Genomic DNA, 21,208 nt, shown 5'->3' with positions numbered 1-21,208 from the left:
GATGATAGAATTTTCCGTGTATGAATAAAAATGGATTTATTTCATACAAGGATCGATTTTGTTCATGGAGTGAGGCATGCTGGAGCGCAGTCACCTGATGGTCGTGCGCGAGGTGGAGCGTCTGGGGTCGCTCACCGCCGCCGCGAATACGCTCAATCTCACGCAGTCGGCCCTGAGCCACGCGGTGAAGAAGCTGGAGCAGCAGCTAGGCACGCCGGTATGGACGCGCGAGGGCCGTTCGATGCGGCTCACGCAGGCCGGGCAGTACCTGCTCGGGCTCGCCAATCGCATGCTGCCGCAGTTCGAGCTGGCCGAGGAACGCATGAAGCAGTACGCGCAAGGCGAGCGCGGCACGCTGCGTATCGGCATGGAATGCCACCCGTGCTATCAGTGGCTGCTCAAGGTGGTGTCGCCGTATCTCGCGCGCTGGCCCGACGTCGATGTCGACGTGAAGCAACGCTTTCAGTTCGGCGGCATTGGCGCGCTGATCGGCTACGAAATCGACGTGCTCGTTACGCCCGATCCGCTGAAGCGGCCCGGGTTGCGCTTCCAGCCGGTATTCGACTACGAGCAGGTGCTGGTCGTCGCCGACGGACATGCGCTGGCGGACGAAGCGTACGTCACGCCCGAACAGCTCGCGAGCGAAGTGCTGATTACCTATCCCGTCGAGACCGACCGGCTCGACATTTACACGCAGTTTCTGACGCCGGCCAACGTCGTGCCGAGGCGCCACAAGGTGATCGAGACGACGGACATCATGCTGCAGATGGTCGCGAGCGGCCGGGGCGTCGCGGCGCTGCCGCGCTGGCTCGCGGAAGAGTACGCGGGCTGGATGCCGATCACGCCGCTGCAACTCGGCAGGAAGGGCATCGCCAAACAGATTTTTCTCGGCACCCGCGAGGCCGACGACGAGATCGACTATCTGACGGCCTTCGTGAAGGCCGCGCGCGAGCCGGAGTGGAGCGAGGCGAAGGTGCGTAGGTAGGTGCGTCGGTAGTTGTGTTGGGTTGGATGAAGAAAGCGGATTGCCTGTCGTCGCGAGAAGCCGCCGCGTTCAGATAGTCCATTTGTCTCGACCCGATTGCGGCTCGCCTGGCGCGAGCTCTCCCTACACCCCCTAATGCGCGGAAGCCGGCACGCCCTCGCGAGGCGCCATGCGGGAAAAGAACACGACCCCGGCGGCCACGACCGACATCACCGCGAGTCCGGTCATGCCGCCTTCGATCGAGCCGGTCTTCTGTTCGAGAAAGCCGAAGGCGGCCGGCGCGACGAAGCCGCCCAGGTTGCCGATCGAATTGATCAGCGCGAGCACCGCCGCGGAAATCCGCGCGTCGAGATAGCCTTGCGGAATCGGCCAGAAGAGCGACGACGCGGCCTTGAAACCGATTGCCGCAAAGCAGATCGCGACGAACGAGAACAGCGGGCCGCCCTGGCCGGCCGCGTACATGCCGAGTGCGGCGATCAGCAGCACGCACGCGACCCAGGCTTGCTGGAACTTGAAGCGTGCCGCGAGCATCGCGAAGAAGTACATCGCCGCGATCGAGATCAGCCACGGAATCGAATTGAACAGCCCGACCTGCAAGTCGTTGAAGTGCCCCATCTTGCGAATGATGCTCGGCAGCCAGAAGGTCGCGCCGTAGATCGTCAGCGACACCGCGAAATAGATGACGCAGAAGATCAGAATCTGCGGATCGCGCAGCAGACTCCACAGCGACGGCTTGACCGCATGCACCGCTTCGCGTTGCCGCTGCTCTTCCTCGATGTCGCCGATCACCGCATCCTGCTCGGCGCGCGTGAGCCAGGCGGCGTCGCGCGGCTTCGAGTCGAGCCATAGCCAGATGAAGCCGGCCAGCACGACCGAGAACATGCCTTCGATCAGGAACATCCATTGCCAGCCGCGCAGCCCCGCGCCATTGATCAGCATGAGCCCGCCCGAGATCGGCCCGGACAGCACCGAGGCGAGCGCCGAGCCGCTCAGGAAGATCGCCATCGCCTTGCCGCGCTCCTTGCCCGGCAGCCATTGCGTAAAGTAGTAGATGACGCCGGGAAAGAAGCCGGCTTCGGCCGCGCCGAGCACGAGACGCATCACGTAAAACGACATCTCGCCGCGCACGAAGGCCATGCCGGCCGCGGCGAGCCCCCACGTGAGCATGATGCGCGCCAGCCATAGCTTTGCGCCGAAGCGCTGCAGCAGCATGTTCGACGGCACTTCGAAGATCGCATAGCTGACGAAGAAGAGCCCCGCGCCGAGACCATACGCCGCCGCGCCGATGCCGAGATCGGCGCTCAGATGCTGGCGCACGAAGCCGATGTTCACGCGGTCGATATAGTTGACGATGAACATCACCACGAAGAGCGGCAGCACGCGCCACTTGATCTTGTGTACCGCGCTCGCCAGCACGCCGGCCGGGTCGTGGCGCGGCGCGTCCGGGATGGTTCTACTCATGAGCCTGTCTCCTTCGGTGGCAGTGCGTGTGGCGTGCCGGGTCGGTGTGTTGTGGATCGGCAGTACGGATCGGTAGTACGGATCAAAAGCGCGGGTTCTTGCCGCTGAAGCCCGGGTCGTACTTGCGCATCTGCGCGAGGTCGTCGCGATTGCGCACGCCGCACGACAGGTACTGCGCGTGCAGTTCGGCGAGCCGTGCGCGATCGAGTTCGACGCCGAGGCCCGGCGTCGTCGGCACGCGGACCGAGCCGTCGTCGAATTGCACGCGGCCGCCCTGGATGACTTCTTCTTCCTGCCACGGATAGTGCGTGTCGCACGCGTAGGTCAGGTTCGGGATGCTGGCCGCGACGTGCGTCATCGCCATGAGGCTGATGCCGAGGTGCGAGTTCGAGTGCATCGACATGCCGAGGTCCCACAGCCTGCACATGCGCGCGAGCGTCTGCGTCGCGCGCAGGCCGCCCCAGTAGTGGTGATCCGACAGCAATACCTTGATCGAACCCATTTCGCAGCCGCGGCGGAAATCGTCCATGGTCGTGATCACCATGTTGGTCGCGAGCGGCAGCTTCGTATGCTTCTGCAGCTCGGCCATGCCCGCGAGTCCCGGGCACGGGTCTTCGTAGTATTCGAGAATCTCGTCGAGCTCGGGCGCGGCCTCGATGCTCGTCTTGAGCGTCCAGTTCGCGTTCGGGTCGAGCCGCAGCGGCATGCCGGGGAACGCCTTCGCGAGCGCTTTCATGCAGGAGATTTCATGCGCGGGTTCGAACACGCCGCCCTTCAGCTTGATGCTTTGGAATCCGTAGAGATCGATCATGCGGCGCGCCTGCGCGACGATCTGTTCAGGACTCAGGCCTTCGCCCCAGGCGTCGGGCGCATAGGGCTTCTCGATGTGTTCGGCGTACTTGAAGAACAGGTAGGCGCTGTAGGGCACCGCGTCGCGCACCTTGCCGCCGAGCAGGTCGACGATCGGCGCGCCGACGATCTGCCCTTGCAGGTCGAGCATCGCGACTTCGAGGGCGCTGATGACTTTCGGCGCGTTCTTGGCCGAATGCGAGCCGGGCGCGAGTTCGAATTCGACCGCGCCGGGGCTCGCCTTGATCGTGCCGCGCACACGTTCTTCCATGCGATTGAGGTCGAACGGCGAGAGGCCGACCACGAGCGACTTCGCCTGGTCGAGCACGCGCAGCATGGGTTCGTCGCCATAAGTCTCGGAGATACCGACGCGGCCGTCGCTCGTCTCCAGTTCGAGGATGGCGCGCAGCGCCCAAGGTTCGTGAATGCCGGCGGCGTTGAGCAGCGGGCCGTCGCGGAAGGCTATCGGCGTAATGCGAACCTGCGTGATCGTGATGTCGCGAGTCATGGTCGGAAATGGGCGATGAAAGGTTAAAAGGTCGATGGCGGCATAGTAAAGCACTAATATATTAGTGCGTCAGTAGGGAAACTACCCAGTCCCCGTTCGGTGCGAGGCGGCCGGGAAGCCCGCTGGAAGGGGCTCGCGTCGGCTATAGTTCTAATGTTTCAGTGCGCGGCCGCAGCCGGTTGCGTTTGCGTCCACGTTTCAGCGCTTCAGTTTCCGTCATGAAAAACCACGCTATTTCGTCAGGGGTGACCCGGCTCGACCGGTCCCGCCACGCCGCGCCGCAAGTGTTCGAACGACTGCGCGACATGATCCTTTCCCTCGAACTGACGCCCGGCACGGTGCTCTCGCGCACCGAGCTCGCGAACCGCTACGGTCTGAGCCAGACGCCCGTGCGCGACGCGCTGATGAAGCTCGGCGAAGAAGGGCTCGTCGACATCTTTCCGCAGCACGCGACCGTCGTGAGCCAGATCGACGTGACCTCGGCCTTGCAGGCGCATTTCCTGCGCCGCTCGATCGAGCTCGAAGTCGTGCGCACGCTCGCGGAGCAACGCGATGCGGGGCTGATCGCCCAGTTGCGCGCCACCATCGCGAAGCAGACGGAACTGCTCGATCTGAAGGACTACGAGCATTTCGCGCTGTTCGATCAGGCGTTTCATCGCCAGATGTACGAGGCGGCGGGCGTGCCGCAACTGTGGGACCTCGTGCGCCGGCGCAGCGGCCATATCGACCGGCTGCGTCGTCTGCATCTGCCGGTGGCGGGCAAGACGGCGGCGGTGGTGCGCGATCACACGGAAATTGTCGATGCGATCGACCAGGGTGATGTGCCGGCCGCGCAGACCGCGCTGCGCAAGCATCTATCGGGCACGCTGAACCAGATCGACCAGATTCGCACGAGTCATCCGGATTTTCTGGCGGACGATTGAGCGCGTTGGGCGAGGCGCCTGAAGTCGATCGGCTTATTCGAACTCGCCCGTGCGCACCTCGCCGTCGCGCAGGTAGCGCGTAATCAACACGCCGCCCGGCGTGCTGACCGAGTGCGCGAGCGTGAAGGCGGAGGCGGACGCGTCGTCGCCGAACAGGCGCTTGCCGCACCCCAGCATGACGGGGAAAACCTGCAGGCGAAGTTCATCCACGAGGCCCGCCGCGAGCAACTGGCGCACCATCTCGCCGCTGCCGAACGTCAATAGATTGGCACCGTCTTCGCGTAGAAGCGCGCGTATCGCATCGGCGAGATCGCCCTGCAACGCGTGACTGTTTTGCCAGCCGAGCGTATCGGCGCGATGCGTGGCCACGTGCTTGGGGACGCTATTGAACAGGTCGGCAATGGCGCGGCTGTTCGAATCCGCCGGCACGTGCGGCCAGTATCCGGCGAAGATGTCGTAGGTGTTGCGCCCGAGCAGCAGCTCGAACGGCTGCGAGAGCATGTCCCACAGGTTCTGGCCGATGGCTTCGTCAGCATAGGGAACCATCCAGCCGCCGAGACGGAATCCGCCGCTGGTGTCTTCCGCTGGCGCCCCGGGGGATTGGGTGACGCCATCCAGACTGATGAACGTGGAAACGGTGAGCTTGCGCATGATGTTCTCCAGGTCTACGGACACGATTGGTACGCAGATACGACGAACGATACGCTTGAAAATCGACAGGCCGGCGAGCGGCTTGCACGCGATGGCCGCGTGAGGCACATCATGAGACACGGGCGTTGCGCGTGAGCCTGACGAACCGGCTCACGCATACCGCGCGAGGAACATATCCGCCGTTGCTTCCGCGATGCGCTTCTGCTCTTTGGCATCGAGCGGCACTTGCCCCATCGTCACCTGCGGCCAGAACGCAAAACCCTTGACGAGCACCTGCAACTGCAGCGCCGCGAAGAGGGGATCGCCGGTCTTGAGGCGACCGTCGGCGGCCGCCGCGCGGACCCAGGCCGTCAGGTCTTCCTCGCGCTCTCCCATGCGAGCGACCATGTCGCGGGCGCGCTCCGGCGAATGGATGCCCGCCGCGATCGCCACCCGTGCCAGCGACAGGAAGGACTCGTCGTTGAGCAGCCGCAGCTTGCGCTGCAACAGATCGAGCAACTGCCCGCGCAATGGCTTGTCGGCCCGATAGGCGGGCGCATCGCCGCCCTGGCTCGCATCCCATAGCTGATGAAGAATCGCCGCGAACAGTGCCTCCTTGCTCGGAAAATGGTTATAGACCGTACGCTTCGAGACGTTCGCGCGGGCGGCGATACGGTCCATGCTGGTCGCGTCGTAGCCGGCCGCGAGGAATTCCTCGATCGCGGCGCCGACGATCGCGACACGCTTGCGGTCCGTCAGACGTTGGGGTGGGGCAGTCGATTCCATGGAAAGATTTTACACTGGCCAGTTTACTTTTCTCGAAAATAAACTACACTGCCGAGTGTACATTTTTTGAAGGTCAACTCATCATGTCGCTTCCCGCTTTGGTCGGCCGTATGCTCGGCGTGAGTGCCGCGCAACATAGCCGCGCGACGTTCGGCCACTCGCCGCAGCATGACGGCGAACGCTTTCGCAACGTCAGGCCGCGTCCCGCGGAAAGCCTGCGCAAGACGCTCGGGCTCGCGTGGACGGTGCTGTTCAACAAGCCGCGTGGCACCGTGCCGGCAGCGGTATTGCCCGTCGAAACGCTGACGCGCGCGCAACTCGACGCGGCGCCCGACCGCAGCCTCTACCGGCTCGGTCATTCGACACTGCTGCTGAAGTTGCGCGGCCAGTTCTGGCTGACCGATCCGGTGTTCGCCGAGCGAGCCTCGCCGTTTCGCAGGTTCGGTCCGAAGCGCTTTCATGCACCGCCGATCGCCCTCGACGATTTGCCGCCGCTGCGCGGCGTGATCCTCTCGCACGACCACTACGACCATCTCGACCGCGAAACGGTCCTCGCGCTGGCGCAGCGCACCGGGGTGTTTCTGACGCCGCTCGGCGTCGGCGACCGGTTGATCGAATGGGGCATCGACGCGGACAGGGTGCAGCAGTTCGACTGGTGGCAGGGTACGCGGGTCGACGGCATCGCGTTCACCGCGACGCCGGCCCAGCACTTTTCCGGGCGCAGCCTGTTCGACGGCAACAGCACGTTATGGGCTTCATGGGTGATCGCCGATGACGATCTGCGCGTGTTCTTCAGCGGCGACACCGGCTACTTCGACGGCTTCAGCATGATCGGCGAGCGCCTCGGACCGTTCGACGTCACGTTGGTCGAAACCGGCGCTTACGATCCGATGTGGCCGTACGTTCATATGCAGCCCGAAGAAACCGTGCAGGCGCATATCGATCTGCGCGGCCGCTGGCTCGTGCCGATTCACAACGGCACCTTCGACCTCGCGATGCATCGCTGGCAGGAGCCGTTCGAAAGAGTGACAAGACTGGCGCTGGCGCGCGGGGTTGCGCTATCGACCCCGCGCATGGGCGAGCGGCTCGATCTGAACGCGGTGCATCGCGGCGAACGCTGGTGGCGCGATGTCGTGGAGCCGGTCGCCGCGCCGAGGTCTGCGTGGCGGTGGTGCGCGGCGCGCCATGCAGAGAGCGCCGAGTCCTCCTGAGCGGTGCTCAGCCGGAATCGTGAGCGCGCGCGTCATGTCGTGGGTGACGCTCGATGACAGGAGTGGTGTGATGGGCTGTCAATAGCTATTCCGCGAGTCGCGCGCGCACCGTATATTCGCCCTCGTTGCCCTTGTCTTCGAGCATATGCGCCATGGCCGTATTGAAGTCGGGCGGCAACGGCTCGACCGGATAGCCGCGCTTTTCCCATGCATCGAGGCCGCCCTTCAGCGCGCGCACATGATGAATGTTCTTGCGATGCAGTTGCTTGACGATGCGCTTGGCCGTCGCCTCGTTGGGACACACGCAATAGACGACGATCGGCCGCTTCAGAAAGTCCGGATGAATCGGATCGGGTGAATCGAGGTCGAGCGGCCGCGCGCCGGCAATCCGGTGCGATTCTTTTTCGCGCACGGTGTGTGGACGCGCGTCGAGAATCAGCGGCGGCTCGTTCGACTTCATCATCTCGTCGAGCTGGTCGGGCGAAATGCGCGTATGCGCGAGCCAGCGGCGAAACTGCAAACGGCGTAACCAGCGATAGAGCAGAGCTACCGCGAAGATCACCGCGAACGTATCGACGATCGTGCCGCCGTTGCGCCGCACGAGCAGCATCAATTGCACGATCTGATCGTGCAGCGCGCCGCCGCCGATGACCCATGCGCTGGCCCACAGCGTGGCGCCGATCAGGTCCCACCACAGGAACACGCCGACCCCGATTGCGGTCGTGCCGAGCAGCGGCGCGGAAATCAGCCCGACGCCCGGCAGAAACTTCGCGACCACGAGAATCGGCGCGCCATAGCGCTCATAGGTGTTGCGCGTGGCGCGCAGGGTCGTGTCCAGCGACAGCGAGAAGCGCACGAGGTAGTTCAGCAAGCGGCGGCCGTACGCGCGTCCGGCGAAAAACCATAGCGAGTCGGCCAGCAGCGTGGCGCCGACCGCCGCGCACACCACGGCGGCGTACGAGGTCTGTCCCATGGCTGCCATGGTTCCGCCGAGAATCAGCATCGGCGCGGCCGGAATCGGCATGCCGAGCTGCGTGACGAGCACGCTCATGAACACGGCCCACACGCCGAGAGAGGCTGGAATCGCAACCGGAAAATGCCACACAACCGCGCTCCTGATAAGGCAAGCAGAAGAAGGAATTCGCCCGCGCCCGGCCGGTGCATGGCACGGGCGACGCTGGCGGCCTCGCGGGAGCAGGCGCGCGCGTCGGCGCGAAAGACGGATTTAAGCACAGGTAGCGGGTCGGCGTTGTGAAAGCACGCGGCGCGGCGGGGTTTTTGCGGCGGAGGGGAGGGGTGGGCCGGGGTGGGTTGCCTTGACGGGGGATCGGAAAGCCGAACCATGCGGGATAAGCGATGCGACACTGCACCGCATCACCCATCCCCCAACGGATCGTACGGCACTGCGCGTTCATGTTCGGCCGCCTGATTGCGCGCGGCGATATCGGACCTTGTTCGGCGCGAACGGCGTCGCCAGGGCGTTGCTACAATGATCTCCACACCCTGAAGGACATCACGGAGACAGCGTATGGCAACGCTTCAGCCCATCAGCCGCTACCCGGTGCCCGAGCCCGGCGAGTGGCCTGACGATATCCGTACCCGCATTCTCGAGGTGCAGGAGAAAGCCGGTTTCGTGCCGAACGTGTTTCTGACGCTCGCGCATCGCCCCGACGAATTCCGCGCGTTCTTTGCTTATCACGATGCGTTGATGCTGAAGGAAGGCGGTCTCACGAAAGGCGAGCGCGAGATGATCGTGGTCGCGACGAGCGCGCTCAACGATTGTCTGTACTGCGTCGTCGCGCACGGCGCGATTTTGCGCATCTACGAAAAGGCGCCGTTGCTCGCGGACCAGGTCGCCGTCAATCATCGCAAGGCCGACATCACCGAGCGTCAGAAGGCGATGCTCGATTTCGCGCTCAAGGTGTGCCGCGCGTCCGGCACGGTCGGCGAGGACGATTTCCGGACGCTGCGCGGGCACGGCTTGACCGACGAAGACATCTGGGACATCGCGGCGATTACCGCGTTTTTCGGCCTGTCGAACCGCATGGCCAACGTGATCTCGATGCGTCCGAACGACGAGTTCTATCTGATGGGGCGCGTGCCGAAAGCCGCCGCGGACACGCCGAAGAAATAGCCTCGGCTGAGATTGCTTCGGTATCCGTAGCGGCAGCGGCTCGCAGCGAGGTTCGCCTCAGGCGCGCGCAGGGCTGGCGCGCGGCGCGGGCGCGCTCGCCGCCGTATCGTCGATCGGGAAGTGCAGCATCGCGGCCAGCACGCCGGCGACAACGGTCGCTTCCCACAGCAGCGAGTACGAGCCGGTCAGATCGAAGACGAGGCCGCCGAGCCATGCGCCGAGAAACGAGCCGATCTGATGGCTCAGAAAGCAGATGCCGAACAGGCTGCCGAGATGGCGCGTGCCGAACACCTTGGCGACGAGACCGCTCGTGAGCGGCACGGTGCCGAGCCACGTGAGGCCCATTACGGCCGCGAAAAGCACGACGGACGTGGCGCTTTTCGGCAGCACGAAGAATACGCCGATCGTCGCGCTGCGCAGCAGATAAAGCCAGCCGAGCACGTAATGTTGCCGGAAGCGGCCGCCGAGCCAGCCGCATGCCCAGCTGCCCGCCATGTTGAAGAGGCCGATCAGCGCGAGCGCGGTGGCGCCGAGTCCGAGCGGCATATGGCAGAGCGTCAGATACTCGGGCAGATGCGTGGCGATGAACGCGAGCTGGAAGCCGCACGTGAAGAAGCCGAGCGTGAGCAGCAGGTAGCCGCGATTGCGCGCGGCCTGCGCGAATACGGCACGCAGCGGGATGGCCGGCGCTTCCTGCGGCTGAGCGCCCGCCGGTGTCGGGGCGCGCCGGTCGAGCACGATACCGAGCGGCGCGACCAGCAGCATCACGAACGCGAGCACGAACAGCGAGGTCGCGATCCCCGCGTGCAGGCGGATGCCTTGCACGAGCGGCACCATCAACACCTGGCCCGCGGAGCCGCCGGCGCTGACGAGGCCCATCGCGAGGCTGCGTTTTTCCGGCGAGGCGATGCGGCCCACTGCCGGCAGCACGACGCCGAACGTCGTGCAGCTCACGCCGATGCCGACCAGCAGGCCCATGCCGACGATCAGCAAGGCGCCGCCCGGCGCGACCGCCGCGAGCCCGAGGCCGGCCGCGAAGGTCGTCGCGCCGAACGCGACCACGGGCGCCGAGCCGTAGCGGTCCGCGGCCGCGCCCGCGAACGGCTGCGCGAAGCCCCATACGAGGTTGTGCAGTGCGATTGCGAACGCGATCTGCGTGACCGGTACGCCGCGATCGAACGAGAAGGGGCCGATGAACAGCCCGAAGGTTTGGCGGATGCCCATCGTCGCGCTCAGGACGAGCGCGCCGGCGACGATCACGAGCGTGGTCGTCGTCGGATGGAAGGCAGCGGGGTAGCGCTTGCTATGGGTGGTCGACATGGCGGGTTCTCCTTGAGCGCCATGTTCGCAGTCCGCAGCCGCTGCGGCAAAAGAAAAGTTTTCGGCGACAGGTGAGCGTGGCTCATCTGTTCCGGTGCCGTGCCTATGCCGCGCTTATGCCACAGTTATGTCGCGCCCATGCCGTGCGATTACGCCGCGGCCTGCGAATCGAACTGTGCCGCCGAGTCGGCGAGCCAGCGCTTGAAGTCGGCCAGCTCCGGCCGGCGAATCGCGCTTTCCGCGTTTTCGGCGCTGACGAGCCAGTAGGCGGTGGTCGACGCGATCGTGCCCGCGCAGGCCTCGACGAGCGCGCCGCTCGCGAGAGCGCCGTCGACGAGCGGCTTGCGGCCGAGCGCGACGCCAAGCCCCATGCTGGCCGCCTCGAACGCAAGCTGGATCGTGTCGACGCGCAGGCCGCCGCTCACGTCGACGCCATCGGCGCCGGTTGCGTCGAGCCACGCCTGCCAGTCTTCGCTGGCGGCGTTCACGTGAATCAGCGTCGCGTGTTGCAGGCTCGCCGCGCCGTGCTCGTCGAGCAGCGTTTGCCGATAGGCGGGGCTGCACACGGGCACGAAACGCTCGCCGAACAGACGCGTCCAGGCCATGCCGGCAACCGGCGCGCGGCTCATGCGAATCGCGAAATCGAAGCCGTCCACCGGAAAGCCCACTTGACGATGCGACGTATCCACGCTCACGCTGACGTTCGGCCAGCGCGCGCGAAACCCGGCGAGACGCGGCAATAGCCAGAGTGCGGCGAAGGTCGGCGCGCAACTGAGCGCGATGGGGCGGTCCGCGCGATGATTCGGCAGACGCTGCGTGCCGATTGCGATCAGCGAAAACGCCTCGGACACGTACGACAGATAATCGGCGCCCGTCGCCGTCAGCGAAATGCCGCGCGGTTCGCGCACGAACAGCTCGACGCCGAGCGCCTGTTCGAGGCCGACGATGCCGTGGCTGACCGCGCTCGGCGTGACGTTGAGCTCCGCCGCGGCGAGCTTGAAACTTTGGAGCCGGCCGGCCGCTTCGAAAAAGCGAAGCGCGGGCAGTGGCGGCAAACGAAGCGGCATGATGCGTTCCCCCTGGAGCGGCCGTCTCGCGAACGGCGCGCGTGCTGCGTGATGTCTCGTGTGCGGTATTGCGAAGTGCGACCCGAAGTGCGACCAGATAGTGCGGTCCGGTAGTGCAGCCCGGTAGTACAACCCGATCGCGTGGTTCGATAGTGCGGCCCGATAGCATGGATAGTACGGCCCGACAGCATGGCCTGATGCCAGACAACCGCGTCTCGCGCAAGCATACCTTGCCCCGCCCGCATGGCGGGCACGTCGCGGCGCGCGGCTAGCCCTGCGCTTCCACTTCCGCCGCGTGACCCTGCGCGAGCGCGGCGCGCAGATAGGTGCCGACCGCGCTCGCCCGCATCGGCAGGCTGAACAGATAGCCCTGCACCGCGCGTGCGCCGAGCGCCTTGACGACCTCGGCCTGCAACGGCGTTTCGAGTCCTTCGACCACGCATTCGAGGCCGAGATTGCGGCACAGGTCGATCACGGACTTGATGATCTTCTTCGACGCGCTGTTCGAGTCGACGTCGCTCACGAAACCGCGGTCGATCTTGATCGTATCGAACGGCAGGCGGTGCACGTAGCTGAGACTCGAATAGCCGGTGCCGAAATCGTCGAGCGAAACGCGGCAGCCGGCCTGCTTGAGCATCGTGAGCGCGCTGCGCGCCTGTTCGAAATCGCGCGTCAACGCGGTCTCGGTGATTTCGAACGTCACGCGATGCGGCGGCACGCCGCTGTCCAGCACGATATCGATGAGCCGCCGCGCGCGTGCCGACGTCGAGATATCGACCGCCGACAGATTGAACGACAGATAGAGCACGGGCGGCCAGTGCACGACTTCGGCGAGTGCCCGGCGCAGCAGCACTTCGGTGATGCACAGAATCAGTTCGGTACGCTCTGCAATCCGAATGAACTCCTCGGGCCTGACCATGCCGAGCCGCGTGTTCTGCCAGCGGCCGAGCGCTTCGAGCCCGATGGGCCGCAGCGTGAGCAGATCGTAAATCGGCTGGAATTCGAGGAACAGCTCTGCGTCGAGATCGGCGTGACGCAGTTCCTGGGTGACGAGACTCAGGCGGCGAATGCGTGTCTCGTGTTCGGTCGAGAAAATCACCGGCATGCCGCGGCGATTTTCCTTGCCGACGTAGAGCGCGGCGTCGGCGCGCTCGAACACCTGCGCGACCGTCGACCCCGCTTCGGGAAACGCGGCCCAGCCGATCGTGCCCGACAGTTCCGCGACGTTGTCCGCGACCTGATACGGCTGGCTCAGCGTATCGCAGATGCGTTGCCCCAACTCGATCAGCGTGTCGTTCGAGAGCTTGTACTGCACGAGCACGCCGAATTCGTCGCCGCCGAGGCGCGCGAACAGCAGCCCCGGTTCGTCGAGCGCGAGCAGGCGCGCGCCGACTTCCTGCAGCACCAGATCGCCGCTCGAATGCCCGTAGATATCGTTGACCTGCTTGAAGCCGTCCAGATCGATGAGGCCGACGTTGAAGCTGCCGCCGGTGGCGAAGGCCTGCTCCGACATCTCGCGCAGCGACGCGAAGAAACTGCGCCGGTTCGGCAGGTCGGTGAGGCTGTCGATGTTCGCGAGCCGGAAGTTGTCGTCGCTCAGACGCTGCGTATTCTGCTGGCTCGCCTGCAATTCGCGCTGCGCATGCACGGCGTCGGCGAAGGTGCGCCAGTAGCGCTGAATGACGAGCGCGAGCGCGACGCCCACGAGCGTCATGTCGACCGCCATCGCCATAAAGACCGGATAGCCCGTCAGAACGAAGAAGACGGCGAAACTCAGGATGACGATGCAAAGCAGCAGCAGCGCCGGCACGCGCAGATGGATCAGGCAGAACACGCAGCCGACCAGCGTCGTGGCCATATAGAACGCGACCTGGGCCCGCTCGAAGGCGGTGCCGTACGGAAACAGCAGCAGCGACCAGGCGCAGAACGCGACGCCGAACAGACCGACGAGCCAGGTCAGGCTGTGCATTTCGGCGACGGCCTGCTCCGGGGTCAGCGCGCGATGCCGCACGCGCCACCAGCGCACGCAGCGCGCGATGCACATCAGGCCGAGCGCCGCGGGCATGTAGATCGACACCGGGGCCGGCGCGCTATCGAGATGCGTGATCGCGACCGAGGCCGTGTTGACGAGCAGAATGAAGTACAGAAGCGGTATCTGGCGGCTGAATGCCTGCAACTGCGCGCGCACGATTTCCGGATCGCCTTGCGCGACCGACAGCGCTTTTCTCAACCTTGCTAGCCAAACCATTCCCATCCCTCGAAGACGTTTGCGCGGCCCGCGCCGCTTCTATATCGGCGGGATGCTGCGAAACTTGAGCGGGCCGTCTCGTCGATGCGGACGGGCCACCGGGCTCCACGCAGAAACACCGGGAAAACGAAGACGGGCTCGCATTCTTGCCGGTAAGTACTACCGGATGATGAGCGTAGATCGCGGCGAAACCAGTCGTTTATGCCGTGTCATGTTCAAAGTGCCACAACATGCCGGGTTGGCCGCGCATCAAAAAAAGCGCGATACGGCAGCGCGTAGGGCGGCGGCAAGACAGCGCAGGAAGGCCTTGCCGCACGGTCGCCACGATTTTTAATGGCTTGCCGAAAGTAAATTTTCAGAGCATCGCGCACGTGTGGAGCGCACTCGCCGCGAACCGCCCCGCCATGACGGCGAGGCCCGCGATACGCGCGGGGTCCGCGCTAAAGCACTGAAATTGCAACGGATTGTGATGCGCGGCGCGCGCGCCCGAAATGGCCGGCACGCATAAGCCCGCGATTCTTATGGCACTTTGCGCCGGGAAATCGTTAAATGTGCCCCGCGTCGGCGATACAAGCCTTACACCAAGGGTTTGCGCGAAGGTGGGGCTATGCGTTAGTGTGTCGGTCCCGGCGCCTCGAAAGGGCGCCGGTTCCATGATTACCATACGGGAAGTGCTATGAACAAACAGGAACTGATTGACGCAGTCGCCGCAGCGACGGGCGAAAGCAAAGCGGCCACCGGCCAGACCATCGACGCGATCGTCGAAGCGGTGACCAAGGCCGTGGTGGGCGGCGATACGGTGCAACTGGTCGGTTTCGGTTCTTTCTCGACCGGCGCGCGCGCAGCACGCGTGGGTCGCAACCCGTCGACGGGCGAGGAAATCCAGATCGCTGCCGCCAAGACGGTGAAGTTCACCGCGGGCAAGGCGTTCAAGGAAGCCGTCAACGCGTCGTAATGGAACGCGCTTCACACCGGACGCGCGCTGCGCTCTCCAGCATGCCATGCGTGCCGTGAGGCGCACAAAGGCGCGGCATCGGGTGTGAGGAATCACGCGCTGCCCAACCCCGGCAATCCCGACAGGCAGGTTGGTCCGGCGGCTGGCGTGGCGCGTGTGCCTGGCTTTCAGCGAAAGCCAGGCTGCCGCAGGCGCGCGGCGGCTCAGCCCGCGCGACGCTGACGGGTGGCGTCGGCGAGTATCGCGAGCACCGGCTCGGTTTGCGTCCAGCTCACGCAGGCATCCGTAATCGACACGCCGTGACGCAACGGCACGCCGGGCTTCAGGTCCTGACGCCCTTCTTCCAGATGACTCTCCAGCATGACGCCGATGATGCGGCGCTCGCCTTGCGACAACTGCCGCGCGATATCCTGCGCCACCTCGATCTGACGCAGATGCGACTTGTTCGAGTTCGCATGCGAGCAGTCGATCATCACCTGTTCGCGCAGACCCGCTGAACCGAGCGCCTCGCAGGTCGCCTGGACCGCCGCGCTGTCGTAGTTCGGTCCTTTCTTGCCGCCGCGCAGGATCACGTGCGCATCGTCGTTGCCGCGCGTTTCGAAGATCGCGGCCATGCCCATTTTCGTCATGCCCATGAACGCGTGGCTCGCGCGCGCCGCGACGATCGCATCGGCGGCGACCTGCACGCCGCCGTCGGTGCCGTTCTTGAAACCGATCGGGCAGCTGAGCCCCGAAGCGAGTTGCCGATGGCTCTGGCTCTCGGTCGTGCGCGCGCCGATCGCGCCCCAGGCGATCAGATCGGCGATGTACTGCGGGCTGAGCAGATCGAGGAATTCGGTCGCGGTGGCGAGCCCCAGCCCGTTGATGTCGAGCAGCAGTTGCCGCGCGAGACGCAGGCCTTCGTTGATGCGGAAGCTGCCGTCCAGACGCGGATCGTTGATATAGCCTTTCCAGCCGACCGTCGTGCGCGGCTTTTCGAAGTACACGCGCATCACGATCAGCAGGTTGTCCTTGTAGTGATCGGCGGCGGCCTTCAGCTTGTGCGCGTATTCGATCGCCTGGTCGTGATCGTGAATCGAGCAGGGACCGACGATCAGCACGAGCCGGTCGTCGCGGCCATGCAGAATATCGGCGATTTCCACGCGGGTCTTTTCGACGAGCGTCTGCACCGCGGGCGGCACCGGCAGTTCGTCCTGCAGCAGCGCGGGCGAGATCAGCGGACGGACCGCGCCGATGCGCACGTCGTCGATGCGCGTGGTGTCCTGGGTCGCGTCGGCCGAGCCGATTTCCTGATCGTGCAAGGGGTTGTCGAGGGCGCTCAAAATCTTCTCCGGAAGCGGTTGATAAGGCGGCGTGGCCGCCTTTCCATGCGCGCGCCGGCGTGCCGAAAGCGCGGGCGCTGCGTGGGGTTTGACGGGGGCCGCGCGGGTCGGCGCGCGAGGACGGGCGCGACCGCGCGCGGAATGCGCTGGCGCGATTATGACATCGGCACGCGGAGGTTCGCTGGGGCATGGGCGGCACGCCGTGTTCGGCGCTGGCCGGGCGGCCTCGCGGGGGCCGGCGCGATCATGCGGGGTACTGCACGATCAGCCGCGGCTACGCGCGCCCGCCCGCGCCCACCCGTGGCCACGCACGCGAAGCCGCCGCCGCTTTGCGCGACACGCCTAAGGCGTGTCGTCCACGCAGAGCACGGGATCGCTGACGAGGCAATCGGCATCCGATGCGGCAGGCCCGGCTCCGCGCGTTTTCAGCGAGGTCTCCTGCGCGGCGATGTGCAGGCCTTTGGGCAGCAGCACCCACATGCGCAGCCGTTCCTTGGTGTAGCTTGCCTGCGTCTGCGCGGTTTGACCGAAGCCGTAGAAGTAGTCGGCCCGCACGGCCCCCTGAATCGCGCCCCCCGAATCCTGCGCCAGCATCAGACGGTTGACCGCGCCGGGCGCCGCGGGGTCGTCGCGCGTGGAGACGAACACCGGCGCGCCGAGCGGCGTGGTGCGCGGATCGACGGCCACCGAGCGTCCCGCCGACAGCGGCACGCCCAACGCGCCCAGCGGACCATTCAGCGAATCCGGAATCGCGCGGAAGAACACATAGCTCGGATCGGTGATCGCGAACACGGGGCGAGGCCGCGTTGCGTTCGCGTCATGCGCGCCGGTTGCACCGATTGCGGCGCTTGCCGCATTGCCCGGCTTGTGCGCGCCGGCGGTGTCCGCGATGGCCGGCGTGATCGTGCCCGCGCTCGACGGCGTGCTCGTCGCCAGTGTGAAGCCGCGCAGCAGCGGCGACGAGGGTTCGTCGTCATCGGCGGTGGTGGGCGCTGCGTCGCCGTCGTTGCCCGCGGCCGGCGCGTCGTCGTCGCCGACGTCGACCTGCATCTCCATGCCGCGCACCACGAGCTTGCGCGCGCCGGCCGCCGCGTTGCCGTTGTGCGCGAGCGGCGGCAGAAACGGTCGGCCGTTCTGTTCGGCATAGGCAAAGCGGCGGATCGAGCCGTCGCTCATGCGGACCTTGCCCGCGCCTTGCAACTGCATCGAATACAGCATCACCGGATCGTCGACATAGGCGAGGACCGGCGCCTTCAAGGCGCCGCGCTCGATCTCGGCTCGGGTGTAGTACGGCACGATGCGCTCGCCGTCGAGCCGCAGGCGGATCTTCTTGTCGCGGATATCCGGCACGCTGTCGCGCAGGTCGAGCGTATAGACGCCCTTCGGGTTGGCGCCGCCGCTCGTCGTGCCGGTTGCGTCGCCGAGCGGGATCACGTTGCGCCCCTCGATGCGCGCCGCGCTCACGCTGCCGCGCGCGCGGTCCGGCAAACGCCGCGCGTCGAGATAGAGCATGTCGGTCGGCGTGCCGTAGAGCGGATAGACGTAGGCGCCGCCGTACTGCGGGCTGCCGTTGAGCAGGGGCTCGTAGTAGCCGGTCATGGTGCCGTCGGCCGAGCGGTCGGGATTGCGGATCTGATAGGCGTTGAAATACGTTTCGAAGAAATGCCGGATGGCCGCGACGTTGCGCGCATCCACCGCGCGCGCGGCATTGCATGGGTCCGACCAGCCGCTGCGCGCGCCGAGCACGAGGCAACTGCGGCGGAACGCGTCCCAGGATGCGGCGACGTCGTCGGTGTCCCAGCCGGGCAGATCGCCGAACGCGGTCGGCTCGTAGTACGCGTGGCGCGTGGCGAAGCCGCTGGCGAGGGCGGGTTTGGGTGGTGTGCTGGCGGTGCCGCTGGTTGTGGTGCCAGTAGTGCCAGTAGTGCCAGTAGTGCCAGTAGTGCCGCCGCTGACCGCGCCGCCGGTCGGGCTCGCAGCCGTTGCCTGTGCCTGTGCCGTTGGCGGCGCCATCGCCGCAGCGGGCATGCGCGGTGGCGGCGCGACAGGTTGCGCGAGCGGCGGTGCGGTCAACGCGGGTTGCGCGGCGGACGATGCCGATACCGTCGCCGCCTGCTCACCTGTCGATACCGCTGCGACCGGCGAGACCGGCGACGACGAGACCGCCGCATGACTCGTGGCCCCCAGGACCACGCTCGTCGCAGGATTGTTGCTGACGCAACCCGAGAGCGTGGCGGTCAGCGCAAGCAGAAGAAGCGGAACCTTTTGCATGCGGCCTCCTTCGGGCCATCGCGAACATCGTGCGCGCGGCTAGCCTCACGGCTTGACGGCATCGATGGTGAATGTGGCGGCGCCGAACTCGCCGGTGCAATTCGCGCTGCCGGCCGGGCAGCGCGGCTTGCCCGCGAACGGCGAGTAGCTCGGGCTGCGGCGCGCGGCCGCTGCGTGCTGGGCGCCTTCGGGGAAGGTCTGGAACGGTGCCGCGGGCTTCAGTCCGCCGTCGGAGAAATCGCGCGGCGTCGTCGAGACCAGCGTCAGGAAGTGATTCGGCCCCGGCGGATTGCCCGCCAGCATCGGCCAGCTCGCGCGCGGCAGCGAGAGCGTCTGAGCGGCGGCGATCCGGTTGTTGCGGTCCAGTCCGTTTGGAAACAGCAGCAGGTACTGCCCGTCCGGATCGACCATGAAGACGTACACATAACCGGCCCGATTGCTGGCGAGTCTGAATTGCAGATGATCCTTGCCGATCATGGCGGTCGCGCTGCTCGGCGTGGCGGTGACATGAATCGCGGGATCGGCCAGCGACGCAATCCGCTCCAGCTCGCTGGCGGGCGTGTAGGGGGCGAGGGTGTCGGCCGATGCGGCCGACTCGGCAGGAACGGTAGGCGCAGCAGGTGCGGCAGGCGTTGGCGTGACGCTGGCGGGGGGCGTTGCAGGCGTGCTCCCGATGACCGGCGCGGGGGCCGTGGTCGCCGGACTTTGAGCGATATCGGCCGGAGTCGTCGGCGCGGCGTCGACGGGCTTCGGCGTCGTTGCACCGGGAGCCCCGGTGCTTGCCGTTGCCGTCGCGGTTGTGGTCGCTGTCGTGGTCGCAGCAGTACTCGCGGCCGGTGGCGTGCGCGTCGCGAACCAGGTGCCGACCGCCGCCAGCGCAACGACGCCAACCACCCCCGCCGCGATCAGCCCCGCGCGTTTCCGTTGACCGTCGGCACCAGTCGCGGTGACGGCCGCCGTCGCCGGCTCGTTGCGCTTCGCCGCGACGGTGACGGGCGGCACCGTTGGCGCGCCGGCGCCCGCCGCATCGACGGGGGCGCGAGAGGTGTCCTCATGCGCCTCCTGCCCGGCATCGGACGTATCGATCGCAATGCCCAGTTCGCTCGCGAGTGCCTGAACGCTTTGCGGACGCTGCTCGGGGCTCACCGCGAGCGCGTGGTCGATCGCGCGCAAAAACCGCTCGCTATACCGGCCCGCCGCGGTCGTGGCGAGCGGCACATAGGTATCGCTCATCAGCCGGCCGACCGAGGGCGGCGGCGTCTTGCCCTCGATCGCGAAATAGACCACCGCCGCTAGCGCATACACATCGGTCCACGGCCCCTGTTTCAGCGCCGCCACTTCGGCGTATTGCTCGATGGGCGCATAGCCGGGCTTCAGGATCACCGTCAAGGCCTGGGTCATGTCGCCGATCACCCGCCGCGCCGCGCCGAAGTCGAGCAGCACGGGGCGGCCGCTGCCCTTGAGCAGCATGATGTTGTCCGGCGCGATGTCGCGGTGATAGCACTGCGCCGCATGCAGCACCGCCAGCGCTTCGATCAGCGGTGCAAGCAGCGCGCGCAGCCAGGCTTCGTCCGGGGGCGCGGGCAGGCGGCGCAAGCCGTCGCGCAGCGTCATGCCTTCGTAGTACGGCATCACCATATACGCGGTGCCGTTGGCTTCCCAGAACCGGTACACCTTGACGAGCGAATGATGATCGAAGCGGGCGAGCAGCCGCGCCTCGTTGATGAAGCTTTTCAGGCCGGCGCGAAAGGTCTCCTCATGGCGCTCCGACTTGACCGACACTTCGGCCGCGCCGACCCGCGAAGCCAGCGCGGCCGGAATGTATTCCTTGAGCGCGACGTGGCGGCCGAGCTGGGTATCGTAGGCGAGATAGACGATGCCGAAGCCACCTTCGCCGATCAATTCGACGATCTCGAACTCGCCGAGCCGGGTGCCGGCGGCGAGCGCATGTTGCGCGTTCGGGCTCTGCGCGGCAGGGCGGGTGACGACGGTACGATCGGGGTCCGCGTTTTCGGCTGCGACCGGCGGACCGTCCGCTGCGGGTGGCCGTTGCACGATCACGGTTTTGTCGTCGGGGCTGCTCATCGGCTTCGGCTCTTTGGAGTGGACGACGGCCGCGCCCGGCATACGCGAGCGCCACCCTCGCGCGCAGGCGCGTCCACCTTGAAGACGAATCAGCGCGCCGCTTTTTGAAAACGGCTCGGCGCACGAGCGCGAACCGCGCCGGGCGGTGCTCGCGGCGCGCGCTCCCTGTTTCAAAATCGGCGCGCATGATTCGTTTACACGGTAGTAACAAAAAATCGCGGCGCGCAACACGAGGGTTGTGCGCGCATTCCGTCCCAGCCGCTTCCTTTTGCCTTCTTGCAGGAAGTTAAAGTGAACGAGCGCCAAGGCTTATCAAGCGGGATGGCACACAGCGTCGTGCGCGGTATCGGCCGGCGCGCTGTCGTGACGTTGACCCGGGGTATCGATACGGTGTGGCTCACGGGCGCGCTCGTGGCCGGCGCGCTGCTGGTGGGCGCGGCGCCTCCTGCGCAG

At 66.2% G+C, this 21,208-nt stretch carries 16 protein-coding genes; 5 read left to right on the top strand and 11 right to left on the bottom strand.

The genetic code is table 11. The features are described from left to right. Positions 1–76 precede the first annotated feature (76 nt). Positions 77–985, top strand: a complete 909-nt coding sequence (locus F3J20_RS29280) for a LysR family transcriptional regulator (protein WP_167285594.1) — start codon at positions 77–79, stop codon at positions 983–985. Between the two features lie 132 nt (positions 986–1,117). Here the strand turns inward: F3J20_RS29280 and F3J20_RS29275 are convergent, their stop codons facing one another. Together F3J20_RS29275 and F3J20_RS29270 are read right to left on the bottom strand one after the other, a co-directional pair. Further along, positions 1,118–2,446, bottom strand: coding sequence for an MFS transporter (locus F3J20_RS29275; RefSeq protein WP_167039813.1), 1,329 nt, complete (start codon positions 2,444–2,446; stop codon positions 1,118–1,120). Between the two features lie 82 nt (positions 2,447–2,528). Then, the gene (locus F3J20_RS29270; protein WP_167285593.1) at positions 2,529–3,803 is read right to left on the bottom strand and encodes a glucarate dehydratase family protein; all 1,275 of its coding nucleotides are present in this window, start codon (positions 3,801–3,803) and stop codon (positions 2,529–2,531) included. Between the two features lie 218 nt (positions 3,804–4,021). On the opposite strand from F3J20_RS29270, the gene F3J20_RS29265 reads away from it, so the two are divergent. After that, positions 4,022–4,726: a GntR family transcriptional regulator gene (locus F3J20_RS29265; RefSeq protein ID WP_167285592.1), complete on the top strand. Its 705-nt coding sequence runs from the start codon at positions 4,022–4,024 to the stop codon at positions 4,724–4,726. Between the two features lie 33 nt (positions 4,727–4,759). On the opposite strand, the gene F3J20_RS29260 is transcribed toward F3J20_RS29265, so the two are convergent. After that, positions 4,760–5,377, bottom strand: coding sequence for a dihydrofolate reductase family protein (locus F3J20_RS29260; RefSeq protein WP_167285591.1), 618 nt, complete (start codon positions 5,375–5,377; stop codon positions 4,760–4,762). Between the two features lie 150 nt (positions 5,378–5,527). Beyond that, entirely contained in the window at positions 5,528–6,142 is a 615-nt protein-coding gene (locus F3J20_RS29255) for a TetR/AcrR family transcriptional regulator (protein WP_167285590.1), read from the bottom strand. 83 nt (positions 6,143–6,225) lie between these two features. Between F3J20_RS29255 and F3J20_RS29250 the strand changes: the two genes are divergently transcribed. Further along, positions 6,226–7,353 carry an MBL fold metallo-hydrolase gene (locus F3J20_RS29250; RefSeq protein WP_167285589.1) on the top strand — a complete coding sequence of 376 codons (1,128 nt, stop codon included), beginning with the start codon at positions 6,226–6,228 and terminating at the stop codon, positions 7,351–7,353. Between the two features lie 85 nt (positions 7,354–7,438). On the opposite strand, the gene F3J20_RS29245 is transcribed toward F3J20_RS29250, so the two are convergent. Next, positions 7,439–8,458 carry a DedA family protein/thiosulfate sulfurtransferase GlpE gene (locus F3J20_RS29245; protein ID WP_167039826.1) on the bottom strand — a complete coding sequence of 340 codons (1,020 nt, stop codon included), beginning with the start codon at positions 8,456–8,458 and terminating at the stop codon, positions 7,439–7,441. A 423-nt stretch (positions 8,459–8,881) separates the two neighbouring features. Here F3J20_RS29245 and F3J20_RS29240 point away from each other — a divergent pair, with 423 nt between their 5' ends. Then, positions 8,882–9,487, top strand: coding sequence for a peroxidase-related enzyme (locus tag F3J20_RS29240; protein WP_167039828.1), 606 nt, complete (start codon positions 8,882–8,884; stop codon positions 9,485–9,487). A 57-nt stretch (positions 9,488–9,544) separates the two neighbouring features. Here the strand turns inward: F3J20_RS29240 and F3J20_RS29235 are convergent, their stop codons facing one another. The 3 genes from F3J20_RS29235 to F3J20_RS29225 all read right to left on the bottom strand — a co-directional run bounded on the left by F3J20_RS29235 (position 9,545) and on the right by F3J20_RS29225 (position 14,122). Next, positions 9,545–10,807, bottom strand: coding sequence for an MFS transporter (locus tag F3J20_RS29235; protein ID WP_167285588.1), 1,263 nt, complete (start codon positions 10,805–10,807; stop codon positions 9,545–9,547). 149 nt (positions 10,808–10,956) lie between these two features. Beyond that, positions 10,957–11,874, bottom strand: coding sequence for a LysR substrate-binding domain-containing protein (locus F3J20_RS29230; RefSeq protein WP_167285587.1), 918 nt, complete (start codon positions 11,872–11,874; stop codon positions 10,957–10,959). A gap of 268 nt (positions 11,875–12,142) precedes the next feature. Continuing rightward, positions 12,143–14,122 (bottom strand): EAL domain-containing protein, encoded by a 1,980-nt coding sequence (locus tag F3J20_RS29225; RefSeq protein ID WP_167039834.1) that lies wholly within the window; start codon positions 14,120–14,122, stop codon positions 12,143–12,145. Between the two features lie 676 nt (positions 14,123–14,798). On the opposite strand from F3J20_RS29225, the gene F3J20_RS29220 reads away from it, so the two are divergent. Then, positions 14,799–15,077 carry an HU family DNA-binding protein gene (locus tag F3J20_RS29220; protein WP_167039836.1) on the top strand — a complete coding sequence of 93 codons (279 nt, stop codon included), beginning with the start codon at positions 14,799–14,801 and terminating at the stop codon, positions 15,075–15,077. 203 nt (positions 15,078–15,280) lie between these two features. Here F3J20_RS29220 and F3J20_RS29215 read toward each other — a convergent pair whose 3' ends face one another. The 3 genes from F3J20_RS29215 to F3J20_RS29205 all read right to left on the bottom strand — a co-directional run bounded on the left by F3J20_RS29215 (position 15,281) and on the right by F3J20_RS29205 (position 20,755). After that, positions 15,281–16,399 carry a 3-deoxy-7-phosphoheptulonate synthase gene (locus F3J20_RS29215; protein ID WP_275691495.1) on the bottom strand — a complete coding sequence of 373 codons (1,119 nt, stop codon included), beginning with the start codon at positions 16,397–16,399 and terminating at the stop codon, positions 15,281–15,283. Between the two features lie 342 nt (positions 16,400–16,741). Continuing rightward, positions 16,742–18,670, bottom strand: a complete 1,929-nt coding sequence (locus tag F3J20_RS29210; RefSeq protein WP_167285586.1) for an MltA domain-containing protein — start codon at positions 18,668–18,670, stop codon at positions 16,742–16,744. A gap of 45 nt (positions 18,671–18,715) precedes the next feature. Continuing rightward, positions 18,716–20,755 (bottom strand): protein kinase, encoded by a 2,040-nt coding sequence (locus F3J20_RS29205; protein WP_167285585.1) that lies wholly within the window; start codon positions 20,753–20,755, stop codon positions 18,716–18,718. Positions 20,756–21,208 lie beyond the last annotated feature (453 nt).

Origin of the sequence: Paraburkholderia sp. Cy-641 (assembly GCF_011752945.1) — a bacterium.
Taxonomy (GTDB): domain Bacteria; phylum Pseudomonadota; class Gammaproteobacteria; order Burkholderiales; family Burkholderiaceae; genus Paraburkholderia.
The sequence above is the reverse complement of the archived record's forward strand: the minus strand, read 5'-3'. Positions and strand labels throughout refer to the sequence as shown.